General features: G+C 30.5%; 19 protein-coding genes. 6 read left to right on the forward strand and 13 right to left on the reverse strand.

The features are described from left to right. Positions 1-26: 26 nt before the first annotated feature. Entirely contained in the window at positions 27-713 is a 687-nt protein-coding gene (locus WG945_RS08655) for a ComF family protein (RefSeq protein ID WP_068447050.1), read from the forward strand. 56 nt (positions 714-769) lie between these two features. Continuing rightward, entirely contained in the window at positions 770-2392 is a 1623-nt protein-coding gene (locus WG945_RS08660; protein ID WP_068447052.1) for an Ig-like domain-containing protein, read from the forward strand. A 113-nt stretch (positions 2393-2505) separates the two neighbouring features. Here the strand turns inward: WG945_RS08660 and WG945_RS08665 are convergent, their stop codons facing one another. The 3 genes from WG945_RS08665 to WG945_RS08675 form a co-directional block, all read right to left on the reverse strand. Next, positions 2506-3654 (reverse strand): cystathionine gamma-synthase, encoded by a 1149-nt coding sequence (locus WG945_RS08665; protein ID WP_068447054.1) that lies wholly within the window; start codon positions 3652-3654, stop codon positions 2506-2508. 111 nt (positions 3655-3765) lie between these two features. Further along, the gene (locus WG945_RS08670; RefSeq protein ID WP_068447056.1) at positions 3766-4164 is read right to left on the reverse strand and encodes an NUDIX hydrolase; all 399 of its coding nucleotides are present in this window, start codon (positions 4162-4164) and stop codon (positions 3766-3768) included. A 164-nt stretch (positions 4165-4328) separates the two neighbouring features. Then, a complete protein-coding gene (locus WG945_RS08675; RefSeq protein WP_068447058.1) occupies positions 4329-4784 on the reverse strand; it encodes a DinB family protein in 456 nt (151 codons plus the stop codon). A 41-nt stretch (positions 4785-4825) separates the two neighbouring features. Between WG945_RS08675 and WG945_RS08680 the strand changes: the two genes are divergently transcribed. Next, a complete protein-coding gene (locus tag WG945_RS08680) occupies positions 4826-5173 on the forward strand; it encodes an arsenate reductase family protein (protein WP_068447059.1) in 348 nt (115 codons plus the stop codon). A 22-nt stretch (positions 5174-5195) separates the two neighbouring features. On the opposite strand, the gene WG945_RS08685 is transcribed toward WG945_RS08680, so the two are convergent. The 3 genes from WG945_RS08685 to WG945_RS08695 all read right to left on the reverse strand — a co-directional run bounded on the left by WG945_RS08685 (position 5196) and on the right by WG945_RS08695 (position 7703). Continuing rightward, on the reverse strand, positions 5196-5672 hold the full coding sequence (locus WG945_RS08685; protein WP_068447060.1) for a DUF4252 domain-containing protein: 477 nt from the start codon (positions 5670-5672) through the stop codon (positions 5196-5198). A gap of 78 nt (positions 5673-5750) precedes the next feature. Continuing rightward, on the reverse strand, positions 5751-6740 hold the full coding sequence (locus tag WG945_RS08690) for a glycosyltransferase family 4 protein (protein ID WP_068447062.1): 990 nt from the start codon (positions 6738-6740) through the stop codon (positions 5751-5753). A gap of 93 nt (positions 6741-6833) precedes the next feature. After that, the gene (locus WG945_RS08695; RefSeq protein ID WP_068447064.1) at positions 6834-7703 is read right to left on the reverse strand and encodes a hypothetical protein; all 870 of its coding nucleotides are present in this window, start codon (positions 7701-7703) and stop codon (positions 6834-6836) included. A 100-nt stretch (positions 7704-7803) separates the two neighbouring features. Here WG945_RS08695 and WG945_RS08700 point away from each other — a divergent pair, with 100 nt between their 5' ends. The 3 genes from WG945_RS08700 to mscL are packed head-to-tail and all read left to right on the forward strand — an operon-like array spanning position 7804 to position 9984. Then, positions 7804-8424, forward strand: a complete 621-nt coding sequence (locus tag WG945_RS08700) for a thymidine kinase (RefSeq protein WP_068447069.1) — start codon at positions 7804-7806, stop codon at positions 8422-8424. Then, complete coding sequence (gene alr / locus WG945_RS08705) at positions 8425-9525, forward strand: alanine racemase (protein ID WP_068447071.1); 1101 nt, start codon at positions 8425-8427, stop codon at positions 9523-9525. It abuts the gene before it with no gap. A 48-nt stretch (positions 9526-9573) separates the two neighbouring features. Next, on the forward strand, positions 9574-9984 hold the full coding sequence (gene mscL / locus WG945_RS08710) for a large conductance mechanosensitive channel protein MscL (protein ID WP_068447074.1): 411 nt from the start codon (positions 9574-9576) through the stop codon (positions 9982-9984). A 73-nt stretch (positions 9985-10057) separates the two neighbouring features. Here mscL and truB read toward each other — a convergent pair whose 3' ends face one another. From truB to WG945_RS08745, 7 genes are all read right to left on the reverse strand, one after another. Continuing rightward, entirely contained in the window at positions 10058-10762 is a 705-nt protein-coding gene (truB, locus tag WG945_RS08715; protein ID WP_068447076.1) for a tRNA pseudouridine(55) synthase TruB, read from the reverse strand. 138 nt (positions 10763-10900) lie between these two features. Beyond that, positions 10901-11695, reverse strand: a complete 795-nt coding sequence (locus tag WG945_RS08720) for an undecaprenyl-diphosphate phosphatase (RefSeq protein WP_068447078.1) — start codon at positions 11693-11695, stop codon at positions 10901-10903. 2 nt (positions 11696-11697) lie between these two features. Further along, positions 11698-11940 (reverse strand): DUF3098 domain-containing protein, encoded by a 243-nt coding sequence (locus WG945_RS08725; RefSeq protein ID WP_068447080.1) that lies wholly within the window; start codon positions 11938-11940, stop codon positions 11698-11700. Positions 11941-11944: 4 nt separating this feature from the next. Continuing rightward, positions 11945-12823, reverse strand: coding sequence for a cell division protein FtsX (locus WG945_RS08730; protein ID WP_068447082.1), 879 nt, complete (start codon positions 12821-12823; stop codon positions 11945-11947). Between the two features lie 74 nt (positions 12824-12897). Beyond that, the gene (mce, locus tag WG945_RS08735) at positions 12898-13299 is read right to left on the reverse strand and encodes a methylmalonyl-CoA epimerase (RefSeq protein ID WP_068447202.1); all 402 of its coding nucleotides are present in this window, start codon (positions 13297-13299) and stop codon (positions 12898-12900) included. A 53-nt stretch (positions 13300-13352) separates the two neighbouring features. After that, complete coding sequence (locus WG945_RS08740) at positions 13353-14777, reverse strand: DUF5689 domain-containing protein (RefSeq protein ID WP_068447083.1); 1425 nt, start codon at positions 14775-14777, stop codon at positions 13353-13355. Positions 14778-14799: 22 nt separating this feature from the next. Beyond that, positions 14800-17556, reverse strand: coding sequence for a carboxypeptidase-like regulatory domain-containing protein (locus WG945_RS08745; protein WP_068447204.1), 2757 nt, complete (start codon positions 17554-17556; stop codon positions 14800-14802). Positions 17557-17663 lie beyond the last annotated feature (107 nt).

Raw genomic sequence — 17663 nt, forward strand, 5'->3', positions numbered from 1 at the left:
TCTTTCTAAAAAAAGGCTTTGTAAAAATGCGAATTTTAAAAGACTTATTCAATCTTTTTTACCCAAAATTGTGTGCTAATTGCGATCATCAACTCACCATGAATGAAAAGGCAATATGTACATTTTGTAGGCACGACCTACCTTTAACTAATTTTACAAACTATTCTGACAACAAAATAACAAAGACTTTCTATGGAAGAATCTCCATAGAAAAAGCAAATTCTTTATTATTTTACAGAAAAGTAGGGATTACTAAAAAATTAATTCACGAATTAAAATACAAAGGAAACGAAGAAGTAGGTGTTTTTTTCGGTAATTGGCTAGGAGAAATCTTAGTAGATAATAATGAATTTTCAGATATTGATATTATTATTCCAGTACCCTTACATCCTAAAAAACGAAGAGAAAGAGGTTATAATCAGGTTACAAAATTTGGAATACGTTTAAGTAATCACTTAAAAAAACCATTTTTAGAAGATATTTTATTGAGAACTTCAACATCAAAAACCCAAACATTTAAAGCTCGTTTTGAGCGTTTTAACAATAATGATACAAAATTTCAGTTATCAGACTTAACAGCATTCAAAAACAAACACATTTTACTAATTGATGACGTCATTACAACTGGCGCAACCTTAGAAGCTTGTGCAAAAGAGCTACAAAAAACCGAAGGTGTAAAAATTAGTATTTTAACAATGGCATACACCGAGTAAAATTTATGATTTTTAAGTCAAAAATATATTGTTAATTTGTATAAAATTTACCTTTTGTGAAACACCTTTTTAGATTTATTTTTTTTAGCATTTCAATTGTAATTTTAAGTAACTGCGCAAGAACAGGAAACCCAGAAGGAGGTCCAAAAGACGAGGATGCACCTCTGTTTGTAACCTCTACCCCGCCTTACAAATCTATTCATTTTGATAAAGAAGAAATTAGATTAAACTTTAACGAGTTTATAAAACTAAAGGACTTAAACAAGCAACTTATAGTTTCCCCTCCTTTAAAGACTCCTTTATTGGTTACACCACAAAGTACGGCAAGTAAATTTTTAAACATCCAAATTCTTGACACTTTAACTGAAAACACCACCTATATTATAAACTTTGGTAATGCTATTGAAGATAATAATGAAGGAAATAAATTAGAAAGTTTTAAATATGTTTTTTCTACCGGAAAATATATAGATTCTCTTTCTACCTCTGGTAAAATTAAAGATGCTTACTTAGACGAAAGCCAAAAAAACATCAATATTTTATTGTATAAAATAGATAGTTCTTTTACCGATTCTATCGTTTTTAAAAAGAAACCTAATTACGTAACAAACTCTTTAGACACCTCTCTTTTTAACCTTACTAACTTAAAAGAAGGCAAGTATTTAATGATTGCATTAAAAGAAGCTGCTAGTGATTACCTTTTTAACCCTAGGGAAGATAAAATAGGTTTTTTTGCAGATACGATAACTTTACCTAGAGATAGTATTATAAAAAAACCAATTGTATTATTTAAAGAAACACAACCTTATTCATTTAAACGTGGTAAGGAAATTACAAGAGGTAAAATTGAATTTGGTTATGAAGGTGAAATAAAAGATCTAAAAGTTCAAATTATTTCTGATACTCCTAATGATTTTAAAAGCATCTCTAAGCTTGAAATAGGTAAAGACACTCTAAACTATTGGTATAAACCTTTTGAGGCTGATTCTTTAAACTTTATAGTTACAAACGATACGTTTATAGATACTGTTACTGTAAATCTTCGTAAGAAAAAGATGGATTCTTTAATTTTAAACTCTTCTGTAAGCGGAACACTGCACCTTAGAGATACCTTTTTTATAAAAGGTAATAATCCGCTTGTAAAAATTGATACCAGTAAAATTACATTGATAGATAAAGATACATTATCAGTTCCTTTTGTTAGTATTATCTCTGACTTAGAAAATAAAATAGCGTTTGTTTTTGATATAGAACCTAAACAAAAATATACTTTTAAAATGATGCCTGACGCTATTTCTGACATATTTGAACAAAAAAATGACACCTTAAACTTTAAGTTTACAACAAAAGAAATAGAAGATTACGGAAGAATTACTATGGATATTGTAAACGAAACTTCTACTCATTTAATTATTGAACTTTTAGAAGGAAAAAACAAAGACAAACTTGTAGAAAGACGCTTCATTACAGGTTCTGAACAAATAAGATATAATCTTTTAGAACCAAAAACATATTTTATTAGAGCCATTATTGATGAAAATAAAAACAATAAATGGGACACAGGTAATTACTTGCTAAAACAGCAACCAGAAAACATTATCTACTTTTCTGAGGAATTAAAATTACGTGCTAATTATTACTTAGATGGAAATATTTTTACAGTAAAAAAACCAGAATAATTTTTTACTATTATCTATAAAATACTATAATTAAAAAAGCTGTCTTAAAAGCCTTTTTTGTCAAGCTGAATGTATTTCAGCCTGACAATTTTATACTTTTAAAACAGCTTTTTTTATGCGCTTAATGCTTGCTTTAAATCGGCAAGTAAATCTTCGATGTCTTCGATACCTACACTTAATCTAACTAAAGAATCTGTAATACCTATTTTTAAACGTTCGTTTTCTGGCATTGATGCATGCGACATCGTTGCAGAATGATTGACCATACTTTCTACCCCACCTAAAGATTCTGCCAACGTAAAAAAATTAATGTTTTCTAAAAATTTAAATGTTGCCTCTTTGCTTTTATCTTTTAAACTAAAAGAAACTACGCCTCCAAAAGCCTTCATTTGTTTTTTAGCGATAGCATGGTTTGAGTGTCCCTCTAAACCAGGATAATAAACAACATCTACTGTTGATTGCTCTTTTAAGAAACGAGCCACTACCATTGCATTTTCGCAATGACGTTGCATTCTAATATGTAATGTTTTGATACCTCTTAAAGCTAGAAAAGAATCCATAGGACCTGCAATGGCACCTGCTGCAAACTGAATAAAGTGCAACTCTTCTGCTAATTTTGCATCCTTTACAATTAAAGCCCCCATTATTAGGTCTGAATGTCCGCCAATATATTTGGTAGCAGAATGCATCACAATGTCGGCTCCTAAATTTAAAGGCTGTTGTAAATATGGTGTTGCAAAAGTATTATCTACTGCTATTAAAATAGCGGAATTTTCTTCTTTTACTGCTTTAGAAATTGCTTGAATGTCTGCAATTTTCATTAACGGATTTGTTGGTGTTTCTAACCAAACTAATTTTGTTTTTTCTGTAATAGCTTTTGCTACATTTTCTACAGAATCCATATCTACATAAGTAAATTCTAGTCCGAATTTTTCGAATAACCTTGTAAACATTCTGTACGTTCCTCCATACAAATCGATTCCTGCAATAATTTCATCCCCAGGATTTAGTGTTCTTAACACACAATCTATGGCTGCCAAACCAGATGAAAATGCAAAACCATGCGTTCCATTTTCTATGGATGCTAAACTATTTTCTAACGCTGTTCTTGTTGGGTTAGCCCCTCTAGAATAATGATATTCTTGATCGGATCCAAGACTAGATTGTGCATACGTAGATGTTTGAAAAATAGGTGGCACAACTGCTCCTGTAGCCGCTTCTGGTTTTTGACCTCCGTGAATGGTTTTTGTATTGAATTTCATCTTTAAAGTTTTAATTCAGCTTTGGTATTTGGGTTAGTGTAAAATTAAAAATAGTCAACTTTATGAAAAGCAACAAAACACATATTAATTTATAATTATTATAATGCCATTTTATTTCAGCTCTCCTTTTGTTTTTAGAAAACCGAATATCTTTTTATCTACTTCAGAAATAATATTTAAATCTTTATAATTTAGCCATCTTATTTCTTCTATTTCATTTTTAGGACTTAAAACACCATTATATGCTGCCTTATAACAAGTCATTTTAACTAAAACACCTTCTTTAGCTCCGTCTGATTGTGCTTTAAAAGTCCCTACATATTTAATTGTATCGGTTTTAATTTGCACATCTAATTCTTCTAATATTTCTCTTACAAGAGTTTGTTGATCTGTTTCTTCTAATTCTCTTTTTCCTCCTGGAATATAATACTTAGATTTCCCTTTAGACCTTGTGCTTAATATTTGCCCATTTTTTGTTTCAATAAACGCTATTTTATCAACTTCTTTCATTTCTTGATCATTACTATAAAATGCATGTCAACTAAAAGTTAGCAAACAAGTTTAGCCCAGATTGAACCTTTCGACTTCGCTCAAGACAGGCTCTTTGTTTGAGCTTTTTTTTGTTTTTCACAAAAAAAGCGAGTAGTGAAAGCAGGAAATAGCTTCTAATAAACCTATAAAAATTTCTTGATAGATCTTATGATTCCGTAATGAATTCCTTCATGAAAATTGTTAAAAGAAATAGCAGCCTCTATAGAATTTAAAACAAAACCAGTACTTGTTGGGTACTCTGTATAATTCTCAAAAATACCAGCTTCGTAGTCTTCTTGCAAGGTGTCTGGCAAACCTAAAAGCAACTCTTTTACTTCTTCAAACTCCTCTTCTGTAAAGGTTTTGGTTGGTACAGTTCCTTTTTTATAATCTTCTATTAATTCTTCTGGACATAAACAGTTTAAACCTGCTAACTTGTAGTTTAAAAGCTGTTGTGTAACCACTAAATGTGCCACATTCCAAGCAATATTATTTTTAAAACCAGCTGGTGTAGTATGTAATTGCTCTAAAGTTAAGCCTTCTAATTCTTTTAAAACTAGTGTGCGAGATGTTCTTAAAAGATCGAATTGTATGTTCATTTTTTTGTGTAATTTTGGAGATGTAAATATAATCTATAAAAATGAAGAAAGTCTATTTTTTACAAACTTGTGATACTTGCCGTAGAATTTTAAAAGAGGTAAATACCGATGGTTTTGAGCGACAAGAAATTAAAGCAAACAACGTTACTGCAACGCAATTAGAAGAAATGTACGCGCTTTCTGGAAGCTATGAAGCACTTTTTAACAAACGTGCTAAGTTGTATAAAGCTATGGATTTAAAAAATCAGGTTTTGTCTGAAGCAGATTATAGACAGTTTCTTTTAGATGAGTATACGTTTTTAAAGCGTCCGGTTTTTATTGTTGATGAAGAAATTTTTATTGGAAATAGTAAAAAAGTAATTGAAGTATTAAAAGAGAAGATTGGTTAAACCTTCTCTTTTTTATTGGTTTTTAATTTGAAGAATACTTTACATCTGAAGAAGAAATCATTGCTGCTAATTCATCCGGAGTAATTTTTGTTTTTACGCCAAACAGCACCATTTTATCAGAATCGCTATTGGTTCTAATAATAATTTCTCTAATATACTTGCCTTCTTCTATAAAAAATAATTCGGCTTTACTTCCGTTTTCTTTTACTCTTGCCAATGTTTTTAGGTTGTTTTTTCTGCTGAACTTTCTAAAATCTTTTGAAAGATTGTTGTCTTGGTTGTCGAAAATCATTAATTTAAAATCACTTGATTTTCTAATAATGTTCATTAAATCATCATCCTCATCACTATCTAAAAAAGAACCAGCCAAAGAAGCCGATAAATTGATAGAAAACGTAGATTTCTCTTTATGTACGTTATAGAAATTTTGGAAAGTTGCATCTTGTGCAGAGATTGTTGTAATAAAAAATGTGAAAAAAATTATTGCTAAATGTTTCATGTTAGTAGGTTTTAAATTGAAGACGACTACCAACTATATTTGTTACAATTGTTCTTTTTACAACTTGTTTTAAAGATTTTAAACCGATGCTTTTTTATAGACTGCCATTAAGTTTTCTGCTTCTTTTTGCGCACTCCAATTTTTTAAAATTTCTTCTCGTGCTTCTTTTCCTAAAAGAGGAATTTCATTCTTTAAAGATTTAGATAAAAGTATTTCTAGCTCGGCAATATTACCTGCTTCACATAAATAACCGTTTTTATTAGTAGTTATTAAAGCCGAATGAACACCTACATTTTTAGTTGCAATTACAGAACATCCGCAAGACATAGCTTCTGCTGTTACCAAAGAAAAACCTTCGGAAAAACTAGGTACTACTGCAATTTTTGACGCCTGATAATAAGAAATAATATCTGTAGTTTCATCTACAAAATATACTTGATCTGTAATATTATGTTTTTTAGAAATCGTTTTTAATTCCTCTAAAAAAGCAGGCTTATCTACCTTGCCAACAATTACCAAAGCCCAATTTTTATGTTCTTTTAAAACTTTAGCAGCCTCTAATAAAACTACTTGTCCTTTTGCTTTACGGACTCTCCCAGCACATAAAATAATATTTTCTTGTTGAATGTTTTTTAGCGTAACATCCTTTTTCGGAGAAAATAGATCAACATGCACTCCATGACCTACAACGGTATTTTTAATTCCTAAATTTTTACTCATACTTTCTATGAGCGTTACCACTTTATCTGCTTTTTTTAATAATTTTAAAGTTAAACCAGACGGAGTCGTTTCTGCATGACGTGTTGCAATTAATTTGAATTTTGCACCTAAAAAACGAAAAAACAACATTCTCATTATTTCGTTATTTCTATGACAATGCACAACAACTTCTCGATCAGAAAAAAGAAGTTTTTTTAACTTTGATGTAGTAATTTTTTCCCCTTCAACATTATAACCATAAACAGAAGTCTCATATTCTTTATTAAAAAAAGGTAGCACATTTTCTATACTTCTAGTAACTCCGGTTCTTCGTTTATGAAAATGCGTATGTATTAAAATTGGTTTCAAGAGTTATTCTATTTTCTAGGATTAATAAAATATAAAGCAGTAAATAATTCTGTTATTTCATCAAATTATTTACTGCTTTAAATTTAAATAGTTTTATGCAAATTTACGCTCTACAATTTCTATAAAACGAGTCTCTAATTCTTGTTGAGAAGACCAGTCGTAATCTGGCTTAACCATTTTATTAATAAATTTTAAAGCTTCCTTTTCAGTTCCGTAAGTATTTAATTGAGAAACGACTCTATTAAAATCTTCTTGACTACCGTCAAATAAATTCTTAACAAAGGCAATTCTATCATTTAAACCTATTTGAATGTTGGCAGAAAACTTATCGTTTAATGATTTTGGTGCAGCAACAGGTATATCAAATAAAGTAGCCATTTGATCTACAGAAATAGTGTCTTGCAATTCTTCTTCTAAAGACAAAACTTTAGTCTCTTCAATCTTAACCTCTTCTTTTTCTTCTACCAGTTCTGGTTCTGCAAATATAATATCTTCTAATTCATCAAAAGGTTGTTCTATAATTTCTTCAACTACAACCTTCACTTCTTCTTTTACCTCTTCTTTTATTTCTTCTTTTATTTCTTCTTCCACTTCCTCAATTACAAGTTCTTCAACCAACTCTTCTTCAATTAGTTCTTCTACAGGTAAAATTACTTCCTCTTCTTCTATTTCATAAAGTGCTACTTCTTCTTCAATCTCTTCTTTAACCGATTCAATATCAATCGAAACAACTTCTTGTTCTTCTTTTAATTCTAGTCCTTTTTCTACATTTTCAATTAACTCCTCTTTTGTTACTTCTAAATTGGGTGTTGTGTTTATATATTCTTCTACAAAAGCTAATAAAGATAATTTTTCATAAATTTCTTTCGATTTTTCTTTTAAAGCAAACACATCATCTTTATTTTTTAATTGTAAAATGCTGTGCGCTAAACTCATTAAATCGGCTTCTAATTTTTTGTGCATAAGTTGTAAGTTGAAGTTATTTTTTCCTCGTAAATATTCATAAATTTGTTGAAATTCAAAGTAACATCAAATTTAATATTCTAACGCCTAAAATTACAAAATGTTTCTCGAAAATACAGTAAATCATTCAGAACAATTTGGCTGGATTGAAGTAGTTTGTGGCTCTATGTTCTCTGGTAAAACAGAAGAATTAATTAGAAGACTAAAACGCGCTCAATTTGCAAAACAACGCGTAGAAATTTTTAAACCTGCGGTTGATACACGCTACGATGAAGAAGAAGTAGTATCTCATAATGATAATAGAATTCGTTCTACACCAGTACCTGTTGCCTCTAACATTCGTTTATTAGCAACTGATGTTGATGTTGTAGGTATAGATGAAGCTCAGTTTTTTGATGATGAAATTGTTGCCGTTTGTAACGACCTTGCAAACCGAGGTGTTCGAGTAATTGTTGCAGGACTAGATATGGATTTTAAAGGAAACCCTTTTGGCCCAATGCCTGCTTTAATGGCAACGGCAGAATACGTAACAAAAGTACATGCTGTTTGCACACACACAGGAAACTTAGCGAATTACAGTTTTAGAAAAGCTAAAAATGATGATTTAGTACTTTTGGGTGAAACTCAAGAATATGAGCCTTTAAGCAGAGCTGCATATTACAAAGCACTACAAAAACAAAAAAAATTAGCACAAAAAGATGCTAATCCAACTAAGGAATAAATGAATAACCATGTTACAGTTTTAGAAATTGATGGAGATGCATTATTGCATAACCTGAACTATTTTAAAGAAAAATTACAACCAGAAACAAAGATTTTAGCGGTTGTAAAAGCTTTTGGTTATGGTAGTGATGCCATACAAATTGCTAAATTTTTAGAAGATAAAGTATCCTATTTTGCTGTAGCATTTGTTCATGAGGGAATTGCATTACGAGAAGCAGGTATAGAAAGTCCTATTTTAGTATTACATCCACATGCACAAAACCTACAATCTGTTGTAGATTATAGATTAGAGCCTAGTTTGTACAATTTTAAAATTTTTAATGCCTTTTTAAAATTGGCTGATGAAATACCTTTAATGAATTACCCAGTACATATAAAATTTAATACGGGTTTAAATAGATTAGGGTTTTGGCATACAGGTATTCCTAATATAATTGCCAGCTTAAAAGAAGCAACACATGTAAAAGTAGCCTCTTTATTTTCTCACTTAGCAGCAAGTGAAGATTTAGAAGAGCAAGAATTTACCATCAACCAAATTAACAACTTTGCTTATATAGCGCAACAGTTTTACAAACACTTAGGTTACGAACCTATGTTACATATTTTAAATACTTCTGGAGTTATAAACTACCCAAAAGCGCAGTTTGATATGGTTAGAATTGGTATTGGTTTGTATGGTTTTGGTAATGATGATAAAGAAACTGCTCAACTTAAAAATACACACAATTTAAAATCTCTTATTTCTCAAATTCATATTATAGAACCAGGAGAAACAGTTGGGTACAACAGAGCATATACTGCCAAAAGACAAAGTAAAACTGCAACAATACCTATAGGTCATGCAGATGGTTTATCTAGAAGATTAGGAAATAAAAAGGGCTATGTTCTTATCAATAATCAAAAAGCACCAATTATTGGTAACGTTTGTATGGATATGATTATGGTAGATATTACTAAAATTGACTGTTCAGAAGGTGATGAAGTAATTATCTTTAACAATCAAGAAATGATACAACATATTGCAGATGTTTCTGAGACAATACCTTACGAAACATTAACAGCTATCTCTCAACGTGTTAACAAAACGTTAAAGTCATGAAAATTTTTATTACTTTTGTAATCTAACGAATATTAAAAATAATAAAAAATGGGAATGCTTAAGGAGTTTAAAGACTTTGCAATGAAGGGAAACCTTATTGATATTGCAGTAGGTTTTGTAATGGGTGCAGCTTTTAAACAAGTTGTAACTTCTTTTACAGGAGGAATTGTTTCTCCACTGATTGGATTAATATTTAATGCAGATTTAAAAGATTTGAAATGGATTGCAAAAGAAGGCGTTGTAGATGATGCCGGAAAAGTTGTTGGAGAAGTAGCTGTTTTATACGGAGATTTCTTAACAAACGTTATCGATTTTATTATTGTTGCTTTTGTAATGTTTATGATTGTAAAAGGTATTAACGCAACTAAAAAGAAAGAAGAACCAGCTCCAGCAGCTCCTGCAGGACCTAGTCAAGAAGATTTATTAGCAGAAATTAGAGATTTATTAGCTAAAAAATAAACTTCTATATTTTTATACCAAACAAAAACCCAAGCATTAGCTTGGGTTTTTTATGTAATATTATTTTTAACTATTAAGATTTTATAACGTCTTCTTGTAAATTTTCAATAAATTGTTCTACAGAAACGCCATTTTCAACAGAAAAATCACCAATTTTGGTTCTTCTTAATACTGATAAATGCGCTCCAGAGTTTAAAGCCAACCCAAAATCATAAGCTAAAGACCTAATATAAGTACCCTTACTACAAACCACTCTAAACTCTACTTCTGGTAAATTTATTTTTGTAATTTCAAATTCTGTTGTACTTACAGTTCTTGCATTAATTTCTGTAGTTTCTCCTTTTCGAGCCAATTCATACAGACGTTTTCCATCCTTCTTTATTGCAGAAAAAATAGGTGGTTTTTGCTGAATATCACCAATAAACTGTTTGGTTGTTTCATGCAACAGATCTTCAGTAATATGTTCTGTAGCATACGTTTTATCAACCTCCGTTTCTAAATCGTAACTTGGAGTGGTTGCTCCTATTGTAAATGTACCTGTATATTCTTTTTCCTGCCCTTGATAGACATGTATCTCTTTAGTTTGCTTACCTGTACAAATAATTAATAAACCAGTAGCAAGAGGATCTAAAGTACCTGCATGACCTACTTTAATTTTCTTAATATTAAAACGTTGCCTAATTTCCCAACGAAGCTTGTTAACTACTTGAAAAGAGGTCCAATTTAAAGGTTTATCAATTAATAAAACTTGACCATTTTTAAAGTTTTCTTCTGTCATAAACACTACATTATTTCAAAGTGAATTCCTTAAAAAGTATTACAGGATTCATAATTATAAAGATCCTGCTTTTCAGCAGGAATAGTTGAATTATCAATTTTATAACCTTATTAGGTAATTTATAAAATTTGAGTTTTACTAATTTAAGAGCGAGTAACCAATTGCAACAAAACCAACAATAGCACAGTATAAAGAGAAATAAGATAACTTACTTTTTTTAACTAATGCAATCATCCATTTACAAGCCAATAAACCAGACAAGAAAGCAGCAACAAAACCTGCTGAAATTGGTATAATTTCAGATGAATGAAAACTAATATCTCCACCTAATAAATCTTTACCAATCTTACCAAAAATTAAAGGTACCACCATTAAAAAAGAAAAACGTGCAGCCCTTGTTCTATCTATACCTAGTAAAACAGAGGTAGAAATTGTTGCACCAGATCTAGAAATACCAGGTAACATAGCAATTGCTTGAGAAATACCTATAAGTACAGAGTTGGAAAAAGAAACTTCTTTATTGGTGTTTTTAGCTTTATCCGCTAACAATAAAAGTACTGCGGTTACCAACAGCATAACCCCTACTAATAAAATTTTTCCTCCAAAAAAAGATTCTAATTCTTTTTCGAAAAGTAAACCAACCATAACGGCTGGCAACATAGAGATAATTATTTTTAAAGAAAACTTGCTTTCATCATTCCATTTAAACTGAAACAGTCCTTTAAAAATTTCTGCTACTTCTTTTCTAAAAATAACCAAAGTACTTAATGCCGTAGCAAAATGTAATACTACTGTAAAAGTTAAACTCTCTTCGGGTATAGATGTATCTCCTAAAATTACCTTAGCTAGTTCTAAATGACCACTTGATGATACTGGTAAAAACTCTGTTAATCCTTGTATAATCCCTAAGATTATTGCCTCTAATATATCCATTTCTATTTTTTTGGATTTGCTAAAATAGCATAAATTTCAATTCCTAAACCTAAAATCACTAATGTTGGCGCTAAACGAATGCGTTGCCAATTGTAGATTTCTTCATTAAAAAACTCCGGATCGTCACTTCCTCCGCCAGCCATAAAAATAAAGCCTAAAGCAATAACCATGAGTCCGATAATCATGAAAGTATAATTTCTTTTACCAAATAAAAAAACTGGTTGTTCTGTATTTTCGTTTTTCATTGTATTAATAATAAAGTTCGTCTGTTTTTAAGTTTAAAAAACGTTGAGTTGCAAAGTAAGTACTGATCCAAGTAATTAAAAAGGCTGAAATTAAAACGCCTCCAACTAAATATCCAAGCGTAACATAATCTTTAACCAAATGTAAACTAGGTGCAAGCTGATCTACATAATAAATAAGAACACCTAATCCTGTAAGTGCTAAAAGTGCACCTATAATACCTAATTTAATACTTTGCCAAATAAAAGGTCTTCTTATAAACCCCTTTGTAGCACCAACCATTTGCATGGTTTTAATATTAAATCTTTTAGAATATATAGATAGTCTAATAGAACTATTAATTAATATCATTGCTATTAAACCAAAGAAACCACAAACAACCAATAGCCAAAAACTAATGCGTTTAATGTTTTTGGTTAATAAATTAATTAATGGTTTGTCGTAAGAAACATCAGACACAAATGCATTTTTAAGAAATCGATCTTCTAACTCTTGCATTTTTTCTGGTGTTACAAAATCTGCTTTTAAGTAGATATCAATTCCATTTTTTAACGGATTCTTACCTAAGAATTTCAGAAAATCTTCACCAATTTCTTCACTATAAATGGTTGCTGCTTTTTCTTTACTTGTATAAATAATTGTTCTTGTAAACTCTTCTTTTTGTAAAGACTCCTTAAAACTGTTTCTATTTTTAGTAGAAACATTATCTTTTAAGAACAAAGTTATCGCTACTTTTTCTTTTACTTTATTGGCGATAAAGGTAGATTTTAACAAAATCAAACCTAAAACACCGACCATAAAAAGCACTAAAGCTATACTTACTACTACTGACAAGTAAGAAGATAGCAGTCGTCGTTTTTGATAAGCATCAAATTTAGAAGACATATTATAGAATATTTTTTAAGCACGCAAGATAATAAATTAGAATGCAGTTACCGTAACTGTTAGCAGTATTTTAACTAATCTATTTCTTGGCACAACTCAATAAGAACTCCATTGGTAGATTTTGGGTGTAAAAAAGCTACTAATTTGTTATCTGCTCCTTTTTTAGGTTCCTTATTTAAAACAATAAAACCTTCTTCTTGAAGTCTTTTTATCTCTGCTTTAATATCTGAAACTGCAAAAGCAATATGATGAATTCCCTCGCCCTTCTTTTCTAGAAACTTAGCAATTGGACTATTAGGGTTTGTAGCTTCTAATAATTCTATTTTATTAGGACCTGATTGAAAAAAGGACGTTTTTACTCCTTCGGAAACCACTTCTTCTGTTTTATAGTGTGGTTTTCCAAATAAAGCAGCATACAATGCATTCGATTTCTCTAAATCTTTTACAGCAATACCAATGTGTTCAATTTTATCCATTTTGTAAAAATAAGAAAACATCTGAATGTTTTATACATCAAAAAATAGCTATATTATTCTTTTGCCTGTATTCTAACATTATCTAACTCATAAGTGCCATCAAAATTTACATTTCCATTACCTGTATATTTAAAAGCGATAAAAGCAGTACCCGAATAATTTGATAAATCTAGATACGTAGAATGTACCCAACTTTTATAATTCTCTCCGTTGGAAACTATTTTTGCAGGTAAAACAGCCCAAGTTGCAGTGTTTATATTGTTTTCATTTCCATCAAAATCTGTAGAGATTAAAGCTTGTAATGCACTACCATTTCCAAAACTATTAGAAGTTTCAAAAGATAAAAACTCTTGAGATGTATTGTCTAAATTAACACCAGCAGTAATTAACCAACTAATTGTGCTTTCATCTCCAGAGCTAATAGAATTAACCCTTGCCGCTTTACTTTGCGAATACGTATCTGTATAGGACCTCCACGATTTTGTACCTTCTTCTCTAAAATTAATCCAATCTAAAACATCAATATCACCAGATTCAGCATCAAAATTTTCTGCTAATAAAATTGTCGAATACTCTTCTATTGGTAATGGCGTGCATCTTTCATCATTCATGTAAACATCATCTGAATCATTAAGACTTAGCACTATGAGATCTCCTCCAAAATCTTTAGAAACTATCGCTTTTATAGTACCCGCTTTTTCTGGTAAAGTTTCGTTTGAAAAACGAGAAAAAGAACTTGTCTCTACCAATAACTCATCATACCCCAAACCTAAACAAGTTTGAATCTTACGTTGTGTATCAAAATCTTCTATAGGATCTACATAAGATTTCCCTGCTAATTTAGCATCAAAAAACACATTTTCTAAAGTGATGAAAGTTCCAATATGAGAAGCATTAATTCCTCCAAAAGAAATCAATTTTGGTACAATTTCTTCTGTAGTTTCTGTTCTATAAATATGATTGGGAATTTGATTTGATGTAACATTCTCTATTTCTGTAAGATCTGTAGCACTTATTTTTCCACCAATGGTAATATTACCATCTCCAGAGTTAGTTTCGCCAACATACAAACCTTTTAAACGGATGTAAATTTCTCTACCAATATTAAACTTATTATAACTATTACTTAAATTTAAGGCAACTTTTATACCTGCTGTTGGATTCTCTGGTGCGTCTTGCATGTAAAATTCTTTATAGAAATTGCCAGATTTATCAGAAGAAACAACATAACCTTTTACTACAATATCTGAAACAATTTCTAACGGATCACCACCAATTATGTAGAGTTCTTTTAGCTGTTTTATCGTTTTTAATTGAAGCGTGCCTGCAGAAATACTATCTAAAATCTTACTTACGGCTTCATTTTCTTCATTCCCTAAACTTTCTGGCACTGTAAAATCTGCATCTTCTACACAATTCATAAATGAGATACATACTATAAGCAACAATACTATTTTGATTACTTTATTCTTTTTCATCTTTATTTTTTTTTTAGTTTTCTTAAAAAGACACACTTACATTCATAAAATAAGTTGCACCTCTACCATACCAATACTTGTTTCCAAATACGGGTTTATCTAAAGACTTATCTTCTAATAATTGTCTGTAATTGGCATTTCTTCCTTGTTCAAAACCGCCAGATTTATACGTTTTATTTAATAAATTATTTACGGTTGCAAAAACACTGATGTAATAACCATTAATGAGAAAAGATTTTCCTCCAACCAGATTTACAACAGAATAATCATCGAATTTTTCTTGAATTAAAAGTTCTTTGGCTACCTCATTATCATACTCTAAAAAGGGCAATCCATCATCATCAGTATAAAAATTTCGAGATCTATTTAAAGGGGAAATATCTATAAATGTGTTGCTAAAAAAGTTAAGTGTTGCCCCACCCCACCAATACGACGGATCTCTATATTCAAACCCTACGGAATACGCATTTTGAGGTCCAGCAGCTAATTTGTAATTCTGAAGGTTTGTAGTACCAAAATCTTTAAATCCATTTACAAAACCTGCTGATAAAGATTCCGTATCTGCTTCTGTTGTTAAATATAAATTAGGATTATTATCATACGTAAATTGACCAATAGCAGCGGCTCCTTTTAAATTTAAGGTTGATGTAACCTGAGCCTCTAACCCTACTTCTAAACCCAAATGTTTTTTACTAATTCCGCTTAGAATTTCTTGTACAAAAGCGGTATTATCGCCTCCAACACCATCAGCAAAATAAAAAGAAATCTCTGTAGCATCTTTTATAGACGTATAATATGCGGTTACTTTAGAGGTAATAATCGGACTTCTAAAAACATAGCTGATATCCGTAGAAAGCGTTTTTTCACTTTGTAAATCTAAAACCACATTGTTATTTTCTCTAGAATTAGAAAAGGTGTTTCTGGTGGTAGGCGCAGTAGTTATATATGCAGCATTTATATCTATTAAATGACGGCCTGTAATTTTATAAGTTACTCCCGTTTTAAAACCATAATTCATGAATTTTTGTAGCTCCGACATTCCTAAAGAATTCTCAGAAAAACTTCCGTTTTTATACAAACCTTCTCGCTGATGTGTTGTACTAGAAACATTTAGAGCGGCATAGAAATCTGTTTTATTGTATCTGAATTGTGCTTGTGTAAAAGCAGCTATTATGGTTGTATTTAAATTGAAATTATACTTGAATACATCTCCTTTCCCAACTATTCTATTCGGATTTAAAAGATCGTTTTGTTTTTCTTCTTCCGTTGCACCAAAAGGATCAATATCTAAATATCCATCTCCTCCTAATACATCGATAACAGTTGCAAAATTATGAGAACGTAGTTGTTTGTATTCAACTTTTCCGTTAACAGAAATATGATTATTTACCTCTGTATTTAGAATGGAATTTATTGTAAATTGGTTGTCATCGTTTCTATCTTCATACAAAACATAGGCATTTTCTAAGCCTGAATCATTATTTGTTCTATTTGCATCAAAAATTTGATTCCAATTTATTTGTCCGTCATTTATAAAATTATTCTCTGCATCATAAGCACCTTCAAAATCATCATATCTTAAAAAATAACTTGGTAATTTTTGATAATAAGCAGCACTCGGGTTAGCACCTCCATTATAATCTATTCTACTATTACCAATTCTTCCAAATTGATATGCAACATTTGTGTTTATAGATGTTTTTTCGGAAAGATTCCAATAATGGTTTAACATTAAAATAGGTTCGCTGACTTCTTTAATTCTAGAATTTGTCTTATTTCCGTTTAAAAAACCCCAATAATCATTGTATTTTATACCTTTTAAATCATACACTTCTTGTGTATTAGGTGATGATTTACCTCTTCTATTTGGAGTGAAAATTCCTGTAAAATTAATACTGCTTTTGTCATTTAATTTTTTCTCGATGGATGCAAAAAAGGAATATGCATTGTAAGAAGTAGCATCATTAAAACCTTCGTTTCCAACCCTTCTACTACCTGAAAAAGTGAAAGCCCAGTTGTTTTTTAACATTCCGCTAGAATAGGTTGCCATCATTCTATGTTGATAACTTCTGTTTGAGGAAGAATAAGAAAAACGTAACCCAGGTCTTTGTTCAGAAGCTCTAGTATTCATATTTGTAGCTCCTAAAAGCCCTCCAAAAGTAACATCAGAAGGTGTTAAGCCATTTCTAAATTCTTGATTTCTCAACACATCATTCAATCCTCCCCAATTTCCCCACTGCGCTCTTCCATCATAGATTTTATTCATTTCTATGCCGTTAATGAGTACTTTTCCGTTCCCGGAATCCAGTCCTTTTATCTTAAAAAAAGACGAACTAAATTCATAAGCGGCAGTTCTAAGAAAAATATCTTTAGACGCTTGTAGTAATCCAGAAATATTATCTGCAGAACTAGCATCATCATTTAACTCATCATCTGTAAGTGTAATTAAACTTAAATCTTGGTTTTCTACAACCTCCTTGTACAAGAATATTTTTCCTAAATCTAAAGTTTCCCCAAAAAGTTCGATTGGGATGTTTTGAGTTTCATACCCAACCAATTTTAATTCTAAAATAGCTTTTCCATTTTGAAAATTCTTGAGTATAAAATTCCCTTTTAAGTCTGTAGTTTGACTTATAGCAGTGCTTTTTAAGGTGACTAAAACACCTTTAATCGGTTTCTTAGAATTGTTTTCTAAAACAATTCCCGTAACTATACTTTGTCCATTAACCTCAATAAAAGAAGCTAACAACAAGCAAGTTGCCATAACAATTTTTTTCATAAATAAGAGGTATTCTAAATTTTCTTTCGCACTTAAAGTTAGTAAAAAAAAACTATCTTCCCTATTTTTGAGTTTACTTACCCCGTAAAACAGCTTTAGTTTCTTAC

Source organism: Polaribacter atrinae, from assembly GCF_038023995.1.
GTDB lineage: Bacteria > Bacteroidota > Bacteroidia > Flavobacteriales > Flavobacteriaceae > Polaribacter > Polaribacter atrinae.

What these genes read in the sequence shown, in the direction of transcription:
- WG945_RS08655 (WP_068447050.1), top strand. Translation starts at nt 27, where the DNA reads ATGCGAATTTTAAAAGACTTATTCAATCTTTTTTACCCAAAATTGTGT.
- WG945_RS08665 (WP_068447054.1), bottom strand. Translation starts at nt 3,654, where the DNA reads ATGAAATTCAATACAAAAACCATTCACGGAGGTCAAAAACCAGAAGCG.
- WG945_RS08670 (WP_068447056.1), bottom strand. Translation starts at nt 4,164, where the DNA reads ATGAAAGAAGTTGATAAAATAGCGTTTATTGAAACAAAAAATGGGCAA.
- WG945_RS08675 (WP_068447058.1), bottom strand. Translation starts at nt 4,784, where the DNA reads ATGAACATACAATTCGATCTTTTAAGAACATCTCGCACACTAGTTTTA.
- WG945_RS08680 (WP_068447059.1), top strand. Translation starts at nt 4,826, where the DNA reads ATGAAGAAAGTCTATTTTTTACAAACTTGTGATACTTGCCGTAGAATT.
- WG945_RS08685 (WP_068447060.1), bottom strand. Translation starts at nt 5,672, where the DNA reads ATGAAACATTTAGCAATAATTTTTTTCACATTTTTTATTACAACAATC.
- WG945_RS08695 (WP_068447064.1), bottom strand. Translation starts at nt 7,703, where the DNA reads ATGCACAAAAAATTAGAAGCCGATTTAATGAGTTTAGCGCACAGCATT.
- WG945_RS08700 (WP_068447069.1), top strand. Translation starts at nt 7,804, where the DNA reads ATGTTTCTCGAAAATACAGTAAATCATTCAGAACAATTTGGCTGGATT.
- alr (WP_068447071.1), top strand. Translation starts at nt 8,425, where the DNA reads ATGAATAACCATGTTACAGTTTTAGAAATTGATGGAGATGCATTATTG.
- mscL (WP_068447074.1), top strand. Translation starts at nt 9,574, where the DNA reads ATGGGAATGCTTAAGGAGTTTAAAGACTTTGCAATGAAGGGAAACCTT.
- truB (WP_068447076.1), bottom strand. Translation starts at nt 10,762, where the DNA reads ATGACAGAAGAAAACTTTAAAAATGGTCAAGTTTTATTAATTGATAAA.
- WG945_RS08720 (WP_068447078.1), bottom strand. Translation starts at nt 11,695, where the DNA reads ATGGATATATTAGAGGCAATAATCTTAGGGATTATACAAGGATTAACA.
- WG945_RS08725 (WP_068447080.1), bottom strand. Translation starts at nt 11,940, where the DNA reads ATGAAAAACGAAAATACAGAACAACCAGTTTTTTTATTTGGTAAAAGA.
- WG945_RS08730 (WP_068447082.1), bottom strand. Translation starts at nt 12,823, where the DNA reads ATGTCTTCTAAATTTGATGCTTATCAAAAACGACGACTGCTATCTTCT.
- mce (WP_068447202.1), bottom strand. Translation starts at nt 13,299, where the DNA reads ATGGATAAAATTGAACACATTGGTATTGCTGTAAAAGATTTAGAGAAA.
- WG945_RS08740 (WP_068447083.1), bottom strand. Translation starts at nt 14,777, where the DNA reads ATGAAAAAGAATAAAGTAATCAAAATAGTATTGTTGCTTATAGTATGT.
- WG945_RS08745 (WP_068447204.1), bottom strand. Translation starts at nt 17,556, where the DNA reads ATGAAAAAAATTGTTATGGCAACTTGCTTGTTGTTAGCTTCTTTTATT.